The organism is Tardiphaga sp. (assembly GCF_044340795.1).
Lineage (GTDB): Bacteria > Pseudomonadota > Alphaproteobacteria > Rhizobiales > Xanthobacteraceae > Tardiphaga.
This window is the reverse complement of record NZ_JBIISY010000028.1, coordinates 26596-40690: the sequence shown is the minus strand read 5'-3', so window position 1 is coordinate 40690 and position 14095 is coordinate 26596. Positions and strand designations below refer to the sequence as shown.

The window sequence follows — 14095 nt, the reverse complement described above, 5'->3', positions numbered from 1 at the left end:
GCTGATCGCGGCGATCATCTCCGGGCTGATCATGCGGTTCTCGCCGCTGCGCCTCGTCACCGCCTATATCGAGACGATCTGGGCGCTGCGCTTCTCGCTGATCACCATTGCGGCGATGCTCGCGCTCGGCGTGCTCACCCGCTACGCCGGCGTCGACGCCACGCTGGGCCTCGCCTTCGCGGGCACCGGCATCCTGTACCCGTTCTTCGGCACGCTGCTCGGCTGGCTCGGCGTCGCGCTGACCGGGTCGGACACGGCCTCGAACGTCCTGTTCGGCGGGCTGCAGCGGATCACCGCCGAGCAGCTCGGCCTGTCGGGCGTCTTGATGGCGGCGGCGAACTCGTCGGGCGGCGTGATGGGCAAGATGATCGACGCGCAGTCGATCGTGGTGGCGTCCACCGCGACCAACTGGTTCGGCCATGAAGGCTCGATCCTGCGCTTCGTGTTCTGGCACTCCATCGTGCTGGCCTGCATGGTCGGCGGCTTCGTGATGCTGCAGGCCTATGTCTATCCGTTCACGGAAATGGTGATTGCTGCTCCGAAATAGCGGGTCGCAGCATATTCGATGCGAAATTGCTTTTCCCCGTCGCCATCAGGCGGCGGGGATTTTGTTTGCGCCACCACATTGTGTCCCGACCTTTCTGGTCAAATCCGGCCGTCTCGCGTAGAACCGCGCGGGTGTCGACGACCCTTCCAGAACCGGGATATCCGATGATTTCCAATACGACATTGCTGCGCGCCGCCATGGCTGGCGCGGCACTTCTGTTCTCATGGCCGGCGCACGCCGCTGATGATTTCCCGTTCGGTCTCGAGATGACGCTGGACGCCCAGCGCATGCCTGGCTCGAAGCGCATCCCCAATCTCGAAATCGGTGATGCGGGCGAGGCGATGGTCGAGCTGTGGTGCAAGGGCGGGAAGGGACAGTTCTCGGTCGCCGGCAACACGGTGGTGTTCGTGCCGGGTACGATCGTCAACCGCAACTGCACGGAGGCGCAGGTGCAACTGGACGATCAGCTATTGGCGGATCTCGGTGCCGCGACCAACTGGCAACGGCGCGGCGATACGGTGACGTTCATCGGACCGAAGACACTGCGGTTTCGGCTGAATACGAATTAAGAGCACCCACATTCTGTCGTCGCCCGGCTTGACCGGGCGATCCAGTAAACACTGTCACTGGCGATCTTGCATGTCCGTCGCCGTGTACTGGATCACCCGGTTTCGCGGGTGATGACAGCGTAGGGAGTGGCTTACTTCCACCCGCTCTTCTCCGAGTCCCAACGCTGCGCCTTGAATTCCGCAGCCACGGCCGCCACCGCGCCATTGTCATCGCGCGGATCGCTTTCTTCATCGGTGGCCGGCGAATCCGCCAGCGCCAGCTTCGCGCCGGACGCCTCGTCCACCGTTGTCACCGACGGCGCCGAGATCCACAAAATGAGCTTGTCCGTCGCGCCGGGCTTGTCCGGCGACACCACGGCGCCGACTTCCACATTCTCCGTCAGTTCGAGCGCGGGCATGACCTGGCTCGGCCGTTTGAAGGTCAGCTTCAGTTTGCCGGTCTCGTCGTCCCACGCCGTCGCCGATGACTTTGCGCCCATGGTCTTGGCCAGCACATTCGCCAGCGTGGTGGCCAGCTTGCTGCGATCGATCTTGTCGCCGCTTTTCCAGCCCGTTGCATCGAAGCGCACCGTGCGCTCCATGTCGATCGCGCCGGCCGTCCAGCCGACGGCGACGACGCCAGGATAGGTCTTTGTCTTGGCGACGAACTCCACCGCCCGCTCCGGATCGACGGAAAGATTGATGACCTGTTCGCCGGCACGCAGCGCCTCGCAGCTGACAGACAGGCTGCCGAGCGAGACTTCGACACTCTGGCCGCGCAGCGAGCGGACGAAGTCGAGTGCCGCTTCCAGCTTGATCTTCACCGCAATGGATTCCGGTGACACCTCGCTGAAATCCTTCGGCGCGACGACGAGACTTTCATCGCTGCCCTGGTTCTGCAGGTATTCCTTCTCGCTCTGATCGGCGTTGTCCGCCGAGGTCAGGCTCGTGGTGGTCTGGCCGACCGTCACCTGGCCCTTGAATTCAAACGTGTCGCCGGTCGGTCGGCGGTTCAGCTTCACGGTCACCGGCAGCTTGTCGACCTGTGTCTCGGTCGCGCCCGACAGCGTCTGGCCATTGACCGTGAGATTGGCGACAAAGCGGTCCTTGCGATCGGTGCCCTTCTCGGCGGGATAGCAGACATCCAGCGTCGCGCCGGTCACTGTCTTGCCCTGCCGTGTCTCCTTCAGGATCACGTCGGCATTGCCATCCATCAATCCATCGATGGAGCTGAAGTAGCGGATCTCGGGGCCAACAACCTGGGTCTTGGGAGCGGCCTTCATTTGCGCAACAGCGACATTGACGGTTGCGAGTGATGCCGTTGCCGCGAGGCCGAACAGGCAGAGGGGAAGCGCGCGCATGTAAATGCCTTTGGACGGGTCTGAAATTGGACGCGGTGGAGTGATTCTGATCGCGCCAGACTATTCGCGGATTGAATCAGAACTATGCTGGCCAGAAAAGGCGCGCTGGCGTCTTTCTTTACCGCTCCCCCGTGCGCGGGAGCATTTGACACCATACCTTTGGTTGAGCGCCCGCGGCGCCAAGCCGCTTTCCCTGCAACGCAATATTGGCTAACCAAGGCCGCCTTCACCCGAGGGACGGCTTCTTGCCGTGCGCGTTCCGCGCAGAGTGCCATCCGCGCCAGCCTGCGGTCCCGTGCCGTTCCGGCTGCCGTGCCATTGATCCAAGAAAGTAACAAGAAATGTCCAAGCTTCATCTGGCGATCGCGGCCGTTGCCGCTGCGCTGGTCGTTGCTTCCCCGGCGGAAGCCCAGAGCCCAGAAATCACCATCGGCGTCAGCCTGTCGACCACCGGTCCGGCCGCAGCCCTCGGCGTGCCGGCGCGCAACGCGCTGGAATTCGTGCCGAAGGAAATCGGCGGCGTGCCGCTGAAGCTGATCGTCCTCGACGACGGCGGCGATCCAACGACCGCGACCACCAATACCCGTCGCTTCGTGTCGGAATCCAAGGCCGACATCATCATCGGCTCGTCGATCGTGCCGCCGTCGATCGCCATCTCGGCCGTCGCCAACGAAGCCGGCATTCCGCATTTCAGCCTGTCGCCGATGCCGTTCACCCCAGCCCGCGAAAAGTGGTCGGTGGACATGCCGCAGCCGGTCGAGATCGTCGGCAAGATCATGTACGACCACATGAAGGCGAATGGCGTGAAGACCATCGGCTATATCGGCTATTCCGACAGCTATGGCGATCTGTGGTTCAACGACCTGAAGACCCAGACCGGCCCGATGGGCATGAAGATCGTCACCGAGGAGCGTTTCGCGCGTCCGGATACATCGATCACCGGTCAGGCGCTGAAGCTGATCGCCAGCAATCCCGACGCCATCCTGATCGGCGCCGCCGGCACAGGCGCGGGCATGCCGCAGTCGGAACTGCGTGACCGCGGCTACAAGGGCCTGATCTACCAGACCCACGGCGCAGCGTCGTCGGACTTCATCCGCATCGCCGGCAAGGCAGCGGAAGGCGTGCTGATGGCCGCGGGTCCGGTGATGAACCCGGAAGGCCAGCCGGATTCGGCGCTGACCAAGAAGCCGGGCCTCGCACTCAACACGGCCTATGAAGCCAAGTATGGCGCCAACAGCCGCAGCCAGTTCGCCGGTCACTCCTATGACGTGTTCGAAGTGCTGAAGCGCGTCGTGCCCGTCGCGCTCAAGACGGCCAAGCCCGGCACGCCGGAATTCCGCGAAGCCATCCGCCAGGCATTGCTCACCGAGCGTGAGATCCCGGCGAGCCAGGGCGTTTACAACTACACCGAAAAGGATCGCAACGGCGTCGACGACCGCTCGCGTATCCTGCTGACGGTGAAGGACGGGAAATACGTTCCGGCGAAGTGAACTCGCTGAGCACAAAACAAAGCCGGCGGTCGTGAGACCGCCGGCTTTTTGTTTGGACCGCTGATGGCTAGATCGCGCTGTCGCCCTCGTGCTGGAAGCCGAGATAGCTGGCCACCACGCGCTGGTTGCTCGCGATGTCGCTGGCCTTGCCGTCGAGCACGAATTCGCCGAGCTCCATCACATAGGCGCGGTCCGCGATCTTCAATGCGGCCTGCGCGTTCTGTTCCACCAGCAGCACCGCGACGCCGGCGGCCTTGAGTTCGCCGACGATGCGGAAGATGTCGGCGACGATGATCGGTGCGAGGCCGAGACTTGGTTCGTCCAGCATGAGCAGCTTCGGTGCGCCCATCAGCGCGCGCCCCATGGCGAGCATCTGCTGTTCGCCGCCGGAGAGCGTGCCGGCGAGCTGCTTGCGGCGTTCCCTGAGGCGGGGGAACAGGGTGTAGACGCGCTCGAACGAGCGTGCGGCGGTCGCCTTGTCGATGCGGAAGGCGCCGAGCAGGAGATTGTCTTCCACATTCATCGTGGCGAAGAGTTCGCGATGCTCGGGCACGAGGCTGAGGCCGGCGGCAACGCGGTCCTCGATGTCGAGCTTGCTGATTTCCCTGCCGGCGAAGCTCACACCGCCTTTCAGCGGCAGGATGCCCATGGTGGCGTTGAGCAGAGTCGTCTTGCCGGCGCCATTGGCGCCGATGATGGTGACGATCTCGCCGTCGCGCACCTCGAGATTGACGGCGCGGACGGCCTCGACCTTGCCATAGGACACATGCGCGTCGGTGACTTTCAACAACGCGGTCATGCGGCGGCTCCGAGATAGGCCTTGATCACGTCGGGATTGGTCTTGATCTGGGCCGGCGTACCTTCCGCGATCTTGGTGCCGAAATCGAGCACCACGATACGATCGGCGAGATTCATGACAAAGCCCATGTCGTGCTCGACGAGGAGGACCGACATGCCGCCTTCGCGGAGCTGGCGCAGCAATGCCGCGAGCTGTTGCTTCTCCATATGGCGCAGGCCGGCGGCGGGCTCGTCGAGCAGGAGCAGCATCGGATCGACGCAGAGCGCGCGCGCGATCTCGACGATGCGCTGCTGGCCGAGCGAGAGCGAGCCGGCGAGCTGGTTCATCTGGTCGCCGAGGCCGACGCGCTCGATCTGCCTGGCGGCTTCGGCCAGCAGTTTTGCTTCATCGGCACGATCGAGCCGCAGCATGCTGGCGATCGCGCCCGAGCTGCCACGCAGATGCGCGCCAAGGGCGACGTTTTCCAGCACGGTCATGTCGGGCACGAGCTTCACATGCTGGAACGTGCGGGCGACGCCGAGTTTGACGACTTTCTGCGGCGGTGCGCCGGAGACGCTTTCGCCGCGCACCGTGACCAGGCCGGCCGTTGCGGGCAGCACGCCGGTGATCAGGTTGAACGTCGTGCTCTTGCCGGCACCGTTCGGGCCGATCAGCGCGACGATCTCGCGGCTCTTGACCTCGAAGGAGACGTCATTGACGGCGACTACGCCGCCGAACTGCTTGCGCGCCTTTTCGACCTGCAGGAGCACGCCATCGGCCGGTGCGCTCTCCGCGCGGCCGGGCAGTGCATCGGCCGGGGCGGGACGCTTGCGGCTTTCCCTCGCGGGCAGCAGCGAGGTCAGCCACGGCCACATGCCGGTGGGTGCGAGCTGCAGCAATGCGACGAGCAGGATGCCGAACACGATAGCCTCGAGCTGGCCGCTGCCGCCGAGCAAGGCCGGCAGGTAGCTCTGCAGCGCTTCCTTCAGGATGATGACCACGGCTGCGCCGAGCACGCCGCCCCAGACATAACCGGCGCCGCCGACGACGGCGATGAACAGATATTCGATGCCGAGATGCGGGCCGAACGGCGTCGGGTTCGCGGCGCGCTGGAAATGCGCATAGAGCCAGCCAGACAGGCCGGCCAGCACGGCGGCGTAGATGAACACCAGCAGCTTGGCCCGCGCCGTCTGCACGCCGAAGGCTTCGGCGGCGACATGGCCGCGGCGCAGCGCGCGGATGGCACGGCCGGTGCGGGAGTCCAGCAGATTCATGGAGAGCAGGGCAGCGATGATGACGGCGATCCAGATCGGGAAGTAGATCGTGCCGGGATCGAGCATCTTCCATGAGCCGATCGACAGCGGCGGGATGCCGGAGATACCGTCATTGCGGCCGAGGAATTCCAGTTTGCCAAACAGGTAGTACAGGCTGATGCCCCAGGCGATGGTGCCGAGCGGCAGATAATGGCCGGACAAGCGCATGGTCAGCAGGCCGAGCAGCACAGCGGCAAAGCCCGCCACCAGCAGCGACAGCGGCAGCGTCAGCCATGGCGACACGCCATAGGCGGTGGACAGAACGGCTGTCGTGTAGGCGCCGAAACCACAGAATGCAGCCTGGCCGAAGGAGGTGAGGCCGCCCACGCCCGTGAGCAGGACGAGGCCCATGGCGACCAGCGAGGCGAGGCCGATATTGTCGAGCAGCACGATCCAGAACGGCGGGATGCCGGGGATGAACGGGATCACGGCCATCACGACGGCGAAAGCGAAGATGGGAAGGAGACGCGACGTCATGGCGCTCAATCCTTCTCTTCTTCGACTTCAGGAGCTGCGAGCGAGCGCAGCAGCAGAACCGGCAGGATCAGTGTGAAGACGATCACTTCCTTGTAGTTGCTGGCATAGAAGGACGAGAATGCCTCGACGCAACCGACCAGGATCGCCGCGGCGGCGGTGAGGGGATAGCTCACGAGGCCGCCGATGATCGCGGCGACGAAGCCCTTTAAACCGATCAGGAAGCCGGTGTCGTAATAGAGCGTGGTGATCGGCACGATCAGGATGCCGGAGATGGCGCCGATGACCGAGGCCAGCAGGAAGGCCAGCTGGCCCGACAGCGTGGTGCGGATGCCGATAAGGCGGGCGCCGAGGCGGTTCACCGCGGTGGCGCGCAGGGCCTTGCCATAGAGCGTGTAGCCGAAGAACAGCCACAGGCCGACGATCAGCGCGATGGTGATGCCATAGACGGCGATGCTCTGGCCGGTGAAGCGCAGGGCGCCGATGGTGATGGCATCGGTCGAGATCGCCGGGCCACGCTGGCCTTCAGCGCCGAAGAAGACGAGGCCGAAGCCCTGCAGCGCGAGGTGGCAGCCCACCGAGGCGATCAGCAGCACCAGGACGGATGTGTGCGCAATCGGCTGATAAGCGATGCGGTAGAGGTACAGGCCGATGGCGGCGACGATCAGCAGCGACAGCGCGATATTGACCGGGATGCTGGACGGCTTGCCCGCCAGCGCCAGCATGATCCCCCAGATGGCGAGCGGGAACACGATATTGACGGCCACTGAGCGCAAGACACGCTTGGCCTGCAGCGCCCGGCGGAAGGTGAACAGGTCGAAGGCGAAGGCAACGACGCCCATGGCCACCGCCAGCTTGATGGTTCCCGGCATCTGCCCGGCCGAGAGGCTGGCATAGGTCAGCGCGCCGAAGGTGATGAACTCGCCCTGGGGGATCAGGATCACGCGCGTGACCGCGAAGACCAGCACCAGTGCCAGTCCCAGCAGCGCATAGATCGCGCCATTGGTGATGCCGTCCTGAAGCAGGAACAGCAAGATCGTCGTATTCAAGGCCGGACGCTCCCCCATATTGCCTGCCGCGGCGGATACCACAGGGGCAGGACAATCAACAATGGCGGTTGAACCCGCTCACATATTTGGTATATTTGATAACGATTATTGATCATAACTCAAGCCCAGCCGCAACTCGACCGGGTGTGACATTGAACCACCGGGATTCGCGGAAGGCGAGCGATGACGACGTCCAAAACCCCCATTCAGGATTCCGCCAGACCGGACCTGGCCAGCTTCGCTGAGGATGGCGATGCATTGCAGATGGGCGAGCTCAGTGAGCTGCTGGGCTATGTGATCAAGCGTGCGCAACTGAAGGTGTTCGATGATTTCCATCGCTGCATGGCGCCGCTGCAACTGACGCCGGCACAGTTCTCGGTGCTGCTGTTGCTCGACACCAATCCCGGGCGGAACCAGACAGAAATCGCCAACACGCTTGGCATCCTGCGTCCGAATTTCGTGGCGATGCTGGACGGCCTGGAAAGCCGCGATCTGTTGACGCGGATGCGCTCGCCGAGCGACCGCCGCTCGCATGTACTGATGCTGACGGACAAGGGCCGCGCCACGCTGGCCCGGGCCAAGAAACTGGTGGCGACGCGGCACGAGGCGCGGCTCATCGAATTGCTCGGGCCGGGAGAGCACAAGGCGTTGCTCGGGATGATGGCGAAGATCGCGAACGAGTTTTGAGTCGCAACGACGCGCTGTGGCATGTGATTTCCCTCCCCCAAGCGGCGTAGCCGCGCAGCGGGGAGGGTCCGCCGATAGGCGGGGGTGGGGGCTCTCCCCGCGCTCCGACGTCACGTGGGGATAGACCCCACCCGTCTCGAAGCTCGCTGAATGCTCGCTTCGATCCACCCTCCCCGCCGCGCCGCTCCGCGGCTTGGGGGAGGGAAAACTTCACCCCACCAAAATAACCCGAACATCATTCACGTTCGTCAGCGTTGGCCCGGTCTGCAGCAGATCGCCCGTAGCTGTGAAGAACGTCGTTGCGTCGTTGTTCTTCAGTGACGCGATGGGATCGAGCTTCTGCGCACGCATGGCTTCGAACGTCTTCGCATCGAGCAATGCGCCGGCCGGATCGCTGGCACTGCCTGCGCCGCCATCCGCGCCGTCCGTGTCACCGGCGAGTGCGACAATGCCCGTGGTGTCCTTGAAGGCATCCACCAGCGCCAGCGCATATTCCTGGTTAGGACCGCCGCGGCCATTGCCGATCACAGTGACAGTCAGCTCACCGCCGGAAACGATTGCGATCTTCCGGCCGTCGGCCTGCGCCTTCAGCGCCATCCTGGCATGCTCAGCCGCGACCTCGCGGGCCTCACCTTCGAGATCGGCGCCGAGATCGATGACCTCATAGCCGGCATCGCGTGCCACCTGCGCGGCGGCATCGAGCGATTCCTTCGGACGCGCGATCAGCTTGAAGCTGGCCCGTGCGAAGGCGGGATCGTTCGGCTTCACGCTTTCATTGGCTTCATCGTTCAGTGCGGCATTGACGGCATCATCGACTGCAAGCTTGTATTTGGCGACAATGGCGCGGGCGTCCGCGAGCGTCGTGGAATCCGGCACGGTCGGGCCAGAGGCGATCACCGCGGGATCGTCATGCGGCACGTCGGAGATGGCCAGCGACAGGATCTCGGCCTTCTGTCCGGCGCGGGCGAGACGGCCGCCCTTGATGCGGGACAGATGCTTTCGCACCGTGTTGATCTCGCCGATCACTGCGCCGGAGCGGAGCAGCGCGCGATTGAGCTGCTGCTTCTGCTGGAACGTGATGCCGGTGACTGGCGCGGTCCAGTTGGCGGAGCCGCCACCGGTGATCAGCACCAGCAGCAGGTCGTCGGCGGCGGCAGTGGCGGCGAGCGCGAGGGTGTCGTCGGCGCCCTTCATCCCGGCCTCATCCGGCACGGGATGGCCCGCCTCGACCACGCGGATGCGGCGGGTCGGAACGCCATGGCCGTGGCGGGTGGTGGCGATGCCGGTCAGGCGCTCGGGATCGAGCTTCAGCGTGTCGAGGTAATGCGCTTCGGCGGCGGCAGCCATGGCCGCGGCGCCCTTGCCGGCGGCGAGGCAGATGATGCGGCCTTTCGGCGGCGCCGGCAGGTGGGCGCTGAGAATGACGTCAGGATGCGCTGCAGCGACAGCGGCATCGAAAATGGCGCGGAGCAGGGGGCGTTTGTCAGTCATGGGAGGGGTTATGACGGGCAATTGTGGGGGCGGCAATCCCCTCTCCCGCTTGCGGGGAGAGGGTGGATCGATGACCGGAGGTCATCGAGACGGGAGAGGGACGGTCAGCTTCAGGCCCTCTCCCGCAAGCGGGAGAGGGGAAAAAACAACGAACCTCAGTTCGTCCCCACCTCGCCCTTCATCACTTCGCCGAACAGCTTCCAGCTCTCGCCTTCGAACTTCATCATCTGCATCTGGTCGATGGGCGCGAAGTCGGTAGGCGAGGTGTTGACCTTGACGCCCGGCAGCAGGGTCGACTGCTGGATGTCCTTCAGGTTAGCGGCCTGCTTCATCACGTTGGCGCGGGTGAGGTCGTCGCCGCACTGCTTGAGCAGGATCGCCATGGTCTCGGCGATGTTGTAGCCGGACATCAGCGAGGAATCCGCGGGATTGCCGTCCGGGACATATTTCGCGAGGAATTCCTTGTAGGCGATCATGCCGGGATCGTCCTTCCACTGCGGGTCGGTGGCGTCCTTGGCGTAATGCGCGGAGATCACGCCCTGCGCGTTCTCGATGCCGGCGGGGCGCAGCACCTGGCCGACCGAGACGCTGACGCCGGGGACGATCATGGTGGGCTTCCAGCCGAGTTCGGCGATCTTCTTGATGGTCTGCGCGGCAAATTTCGGCGTCGCGAAGATGACGACGACGTCCGGGTTTGCAGCCTTGATCTTCACGATATGCGAATCGACCGTCGGCTCGGTCAGCTCATAGCTGTCCTCGATGACGATCGACGATGCCTTGTCGCCAAAACCGTCTCGGAGGCCCTTGAGATAGTCCTTGCCGAAATCGTCGTTCTGATAGAGCACGCCGACCTTGGCGCCGGCCTTCTCCTTCATCAGATACTGCGAATAGATGCGACCTTCGCTCTGGTAGCTCGGCAGATAGCCCATGGTCCAGGGGAAGTGTTTCGGATCGTTCCACTTGGTGGCGCCGGTGGCCAGGAACAGCTGCGGCACCTTTTTCGCATTCATGTATTTGTGGATGGCCGTGTTGGACGGCGTGCCGAGCGCGGAGAACATCAGCAGCACTTCATCGCTCTCGACCAGCTTGCGGGTCTGCTCAACGGCCTTGGGCGGCGAATAGGCGTCGTCATAGGAGATGAAGGTGATCTTGCGGCCATTGATGCCGCCCTTGTCGTTGATCATCTTGAAATAGCCGGCCTGCGCCTTGCCGACGGCGCCATAGGCCGAGGCCGGTCCGCTATAGGGCACGATATTGCCGAGCTTGATTTCGGTATCGCTGGCGCCGGTGTCGTATTTCTTCTGGGCGAAGGCTGTGGTCGAGGAGGCGGCGAGCAACATGGCGGCGGCCGAGAGGGCAGCAAGCCGCACGGACGTGGCGGACATTCGAGTTCCTTCCCTTGCTTGCAAGGCATGATTTTCTTGTTCGGCAAACGCGCTCTCGCGTTTGCGAGCGGGTCTTACCGCGAATGCTCAGTGGCTCCAATGGAAAGCGTCCCGGAAATGCGCGAGGCCTGCGCCGACTTTGGTCGCAGGCCTCGCTTATTTCGCTGGAAGGAATGATCAGCCGGCGACGTCGGCGCTGATGATGTCGCCGAACAGCTCCCACATCTCGCCCTTGAAGCGCATCAGTTGCAACTGACTGATCGGCGCGAAGTCCGTTGCCGACGTGTTGATCTTGATGCCCGGCAGCAGGATCTCGGTGCGGTAGTCCTTCAGACTGGCAGCCTGCTTCATGACATTCTCGCGGGTGAGATCGTCGCCGCACTGCTTCAGCACCTGCACCAGCGTTTGTGCTGCGCCGTAACCGACGATGACATTGCCGTCGAGCTTGTTGCCCTCCGGAAAGTCCTTCGCCAGGAAGGCGAGGAAGGTCTTCATGCCGGCGTCATCCTTCCACTGCGGATCGGACACATCCTTGGCGTAGGCGGCCGAGATGATCCCCTGGCCGTTCTCGAAGCCGGCGGGCTTCATCACGCTGCCGACCGAGGCCGAGACATTGTTGAGGAAGTGCTCGGGCTTCCAGCCGATCTCGGCGATCTTCTTGATCGCCTGGGCGGCGAATTTCGGCGTGGTGATGTTGATGAAGACATCGGCGCCGGACGACTTCAGCTTGACGATATGGCTGTCGATGGTTGGCTGGGAGGTTTCATAGGCTTCCTCCGCGATGATCATCGTGGCGGCCTTGGCGCCCAGTCCGTCCTTGAGGCCCTTCAGATAGTCCTTGCCGTAGTCATCGTTCTGGAACAGCACGCCGATCTTGGCATTCGGCCGTTCCTTCAAAAGATACTTGGCATAGATCTGCGTTTCGGACTGGTAGCTAGGCTGCCAGCCCATGGTCCATGGAAAATCCTTCGGATCGTTCCACTTGGTCGCGCCGGTGGCGACGAACAGCTGCGGCACCTTCTTGGCGTTCATGTATTTGTGGATCGCCGAATTGGGTGGTGTGCCGAGCGGATTGAAGACGAGCAGCACTTCATCGCTCTCCACCAGCTTGCGCGCCTGCTCGACAGTCTTCGGTGGCGAATAGCCATCGTCATAGCTGATGAAGTTGATCTTGCGGCCGTTGATGCCGCCCTCGGCATTGATCTTCTTGAAATAGGCTTCCTCGGTCTTGCCGATCACGCCGTAGGCGGAAGCGGGGCCGCTATAGGGCATGATATTGCCGACCTTGATCTCGGTGTCGGTGACGCCGGGGCCATACTTCTTTTGGGCAAGCACACCCGATGTGGTGGCGGCGAGGATGGCGACGGCAGCCGGAAGCACGGCCAAACGCAGATGCATTGCAGGCATTTCTGTCTCCCTGATGATGGCTTGTGTGTCATGTTTGTTGACGCTGGAGCTCTCCGGCTCCTCGCGACATTCAACACCCGCGCGGAAGTGGCGGCAAGAAAAAGCCCCCGCGACATTGTCGCGAGGGCGGGGCGTTGGGTATCTTGCTACTGTAGCAGACCGCGGGACTATTGCGTCGCGACGTCGCCGCTAAAGATCTCGCCAAAGCGCTCCCACGCCTGGCCCTTGAAGCGCTGCATCTGCAGTTGCGAGATCGGCGCGAAGTCGGTGGCTGACGTGTTGATCTTCACGCCCGGCAGCATCGTGTCCGGTACGTAGTCCTTCAGGCTGGCAGCCTGTTTCATCACATTGGCGCGGGTGAGGTCGTCACCGCACATTTCGAGCACTTTCACCAGGGTCTGGGCAGCGCCGTAGCCGTAGATCGTGCCGGAGTCGGCCTTGTTGGCTTCGGGATAGTATTTGTCGAGGAAAGCCGACCATTTCTTGATGCCCGGATCGTCCTTCCATTGCTGATCGGTACCATCCTTGCTGTAGGACGCCGACAACACGCCCTGCGCATTCTCAAAGCCGGCGGGCTGCATGACGGCGCCGACGGAGATGCTGACATTGGTCATGATCTGCAGTGGCTTCCAACCGAGTTCGCCGGTCTTGCGGATGATCTGCGCGGCGAATTTCGGCGAGGCGAAGATCATGAGCACATCCGGATTGGCGGATTTGACCTTCACCACATGGGTATCCATCGTCGGCTCGGCGACCTCGTAACTGTCCTCGACCGTGATCATCGTCGCCGCCTTGGCGCCGAGACCGTCCCGGAAACCTTTCAGATAATCTTTCCCGAAGTCATCATTCTGGTAGATGATGCCGATCTTCGCGTCAGGCTTCTCCTTCAGCAAATACTTCGCATAGATCACGGCCTCGCTCTGATAGGAGGGCTGCCAGCCGATGGTCCATGGAAAATTCTTCGGATCGTTCCATTTGGTGGCGCCAGTCGCGACGAAGAGCTGGGGCACCTTCTTGCCGTTGAGATATTTCTGGATCGCGGTGTTCGACGGCGTGCCGAGCGGATTGAACACGACGAGCACTTCGTCGCTCTCCACCAGCTTGCGCACCTGTTCCACGGCCTTCGGCGGCGAATAGGCATCGTCATAGCTGATGAAGTTGATCTTGCGTCCGTTGATGCCGCCCTGCGCATTGACCATGGCGAAATAGGCGGCCTCGGTCTTACCAATCACGCCATAGGCTGATGCGGGGCCGCTATAAGGAATGATGTTACCGATCTTGATCTCGGTATCGGTCGCGCCGGTATCGTATTTCTTCTGCGCAAAGGCGCCGGTGGTGGCGAGCAGAAAAGTCAGCGCAGCAGGGATCGCTGCCAGACGCAATGATCTTGGAAATCCGGATCGTGCGAGCATTCAATGTCTCCCGTGGTGTTTCGTCCCAACAGTTTTTACGGAGCTCTACGGCCCCTGCGACATATTGAACGCCCGTCGTCCTCGGGTCACAAGAAAAAGCCCCTGCGACAAAATCGCAGGGGCCCGGAATCACGATAATTCGCGTGCAGTGCG

The 14095-nt window shown here is 63.0% G+C and carries 12 protein-coding genes; 4 read left to right on the top strand and 8 right to left on the bottom strand.

The features are described from left to right. A partial coding sequence (locus ACIQ17_RS07060; RefSeq protein WP_398466837.1) for an L-lactate permease occupies positions 1-547 on the top strand: 547 nt, incomplete at its 5' end. A gap of 164 nt (positions 548-711) precedes the next feature. Beyond that, complete coding sequence (locus ACIQ17_RS07055) at positions 712-1116, top strand: META domain-containing protein (RefSeq protein WP_398466835.1); 405 nt, start codon at positions 712-714, stop codon at positions 1114-1116. A gap of 131 nt (positions 1117-1247) precedes the next feature. Here ACIQ17_RS07055 and ACIQ17_RS07050 read toward each other — a convergent pair whose 3' ends face one another. Further along, positions 1248-2456, bottom strand: a complete 1209-nt coding sequence (locus ACIQ17_RS07050; RefSeq protein ID WP_398466833.1) for a hypothetical protein — start codon at positions 2454-2456, stop codon at positions 1248-1250. A 341-nt stretch (positions 2457-2797) separates the two neighbouring features. Between ACIQ17_RS07050 and ACIQ17_RS07045 the strand changes: the two genes are divergently transcribed. Further along, positions 2798-3946: an ABC transporter substrate-binding protein gene (locus ACIQ17_RS07045; protein WP_398466831.1), complete on the top strand. Its 1149-nt coding sequence runs from the start codon at positions 2798-2800 to the stop codon at positions 3944-3946. A gap of 67 nt (positions 3947-4013) precedes the next feature. Here the strand turns inward: ACIQ17_RS07045 and ACIQ17_RS07040 are convergent, their stop codons facing one another. The 3 genes from ACIQ17_RS07040 to ACIQ17_RS07030 are packed head-to-tail and all read right to left on the bottom strand — an operon-like array spanning position 4014 to position 7560. Then, positions 4014-4745, bottom strand: a complete 732-nt coding sequence (locus tag ACIQ17_RS07040) for an ABC transporter ATP-binding protein (RefSeq protein ID WP_398466829.1) — start codon at positions 4743-4745, stop codon at positions 4014-4016. Next, a complete protein-coding gene (locus ACIQ17_RS07035) occupies positions 4742-6514 on the bottom strand; it encodes an ATP-binding cassette domain-containing protein (protein WP_398466827.1) in 1773 nt (590 codons plus the stop codon). The genes ACIQ17_RS07040 and ACIQ17_RS07035 overlap by 4 nt, the downstream gene beginning before the upstream one ends. Positions 6515-6519: 5 nt before the next feature. Further along, positions 6520-7560 (bottom strand): branched-chain amino acid ABC transporter permease, encoded by a 1041-nt coding sequence (locus ACIQ17_RS07030; protein ID WP_398466825.1) that lies wholly within the window; start codon positions 7558-7560, stop codon positions 6520-6522. Positions 7561-7743: 183 nt separating this feature from the next. Between ACIQ17_RS07030 and ACIQ17_RS07025 the strand changes: the two genes are divergently transcribed. Then, positions 7744-8247 (top strand): MarR family winged helix-turn-helix transcriptional regulator, encoded by a 504-nt coding sequence (locus ACIQ17_RS07025; protein ID WP_398466823.1) that lies wholly within the window; start codon positions 7744-7746, stop codon positions 8245-8247. 210 nt (positions 8248-8457) lie between these two features. On the opposite strand, the gene ACIQ17_RS07020 is transcribed toward ACIQ17_RS07025, so the two are convergent. The 4 genes from ACIQ17_RS07020 to ACIQ17_RS07005 form a co-directional block, all read right to left on the bottom strand. Next, a complete protein-coding gene (locus tag ACIQ17_RS07020; RefSeq protein ID WP_398466821.1) occupies positions 8458-9738 on the bottom strand; it encodes a glycerate kinase in 1281 nt (426 codons plus the stop codon). A gap of 155 nt (positions 9739-9893) precedes the next feature. Beyond that, positions 9894-11123 (bottom strand): ABC transporter substrate-binding protein, encoded by a 1230-nt coding sequence (locus tag ACIQ17_RS07015; RefSeq protein WP_398466819.1) that lies wholly within the window; start codon positions 11121-11123, stop codon positions 9894-9896. A gap of 177 nt (positions 11124-11300) precedes the next feature. Then, the gene (locus ACIQ17_RS07010; protein WP_398466817.1) at positions 11301-12530 is read right to left on the bottom strand and encodes an ABC transporter substrate-binding protein; all 1230 of its coding nucleotides are present in this window, start codon (positions 12528-12530) and stop codon (positions 11301-11303) included. A 167-nt stretch (positions 12531-12697) separates the two neighbouring features. Further along, entirely contained in the window at positions 12698-13942 is a 1245-nt protein-coding gene (locus tag ACIQ17_RS07005) for an ABC transporter substrate-binding protein (protein ID WP_398466815.1), read from the bottom strand. Between the last annotated feature and the right edge of the window lie 153 nt (positions 13943-14095).

What these genes read in the sequence shown, in the direction of transcription:
- ACIQ17_RS07055 (WP_398466835.1), top strand. Translation starts at nt 712, where the DNA reads ATGATTTCCAATACGACATTGCTGCGCGCCGCCATGGCTGGCGCGGCA.
- ACIQ17_RS07050 (WP_398466833.1), bottom strand. Translation starts at nt 2,456, where the DNA reads ATGCGCGCGCTTCCCCTCTGCCTGTTCGGCCTCGCGGCAACGGCATCA.
- ACIQ17_RS07045 (WP_398466831.1), top strand. Translation starts at nt 2,798, where the DNA reads ATGTCCAAGCTTCATCTGGCGATCGCGGCCGTTGCCGCTGCGCTGGTC.
- ACIQ17_RS07040 (WP_398466829.1), bottom strand. Translation starts at nt 4,745, where the DNA reads ATGACCGCGTTGTTGAAAGTCACCGACGCGCATGTGTCCTATGGCAAG.
- ACIQ17_RS07035 (WP_398466827.1), bottom strand. Translation starts at nt 6,514, where the DNA reads ATGACGTCGCGTCTCCTTCCCATCTTCGCTTTCGCCGTCGTGATGGCC.
- ACIQ17_RS07025 (WP_398466823.1), top strand. Translation starts at nt 7,744, where the DNA reads ATGACGACGTCCAAAACCCCCATTCAGGATTCCGCCAGACCGGACCTG.
- ACIQ17_RS07020 (WP_398466821.1), bottom strand. Translation starts at nt 9,738, where the DNA reads ATGACTGACAAACGCCCCCTGCTCCGCGCCATTTTCGATGCCGCTGTC.
- ACIQ17_RS07015 (WP_398466819.1), bottom strand. Translation starts at nt 11,123, where the DNA reads ATGTCCGCCACGTCCGTGCGGCTTGCTGCCCTCTCGGCCGCCGCCATG.
- ACIQ17_RS07010 (WP_398466817.1), bottom strand. Translation starts at nt 12,530, where the DNA reads ATGCCTGCAATGCATCTGCGTTTGGCCGTGCTTCCGGCTGCCGTCGCC.
- ACIQ17_RS07005 (WP_398466815.1), bottom strand. Translation starts at nt 13,942, where the DNA reads ATGCTCGCACGATCCGGATTTCCAAGATCATTGCGTCTGGCAGCGATC.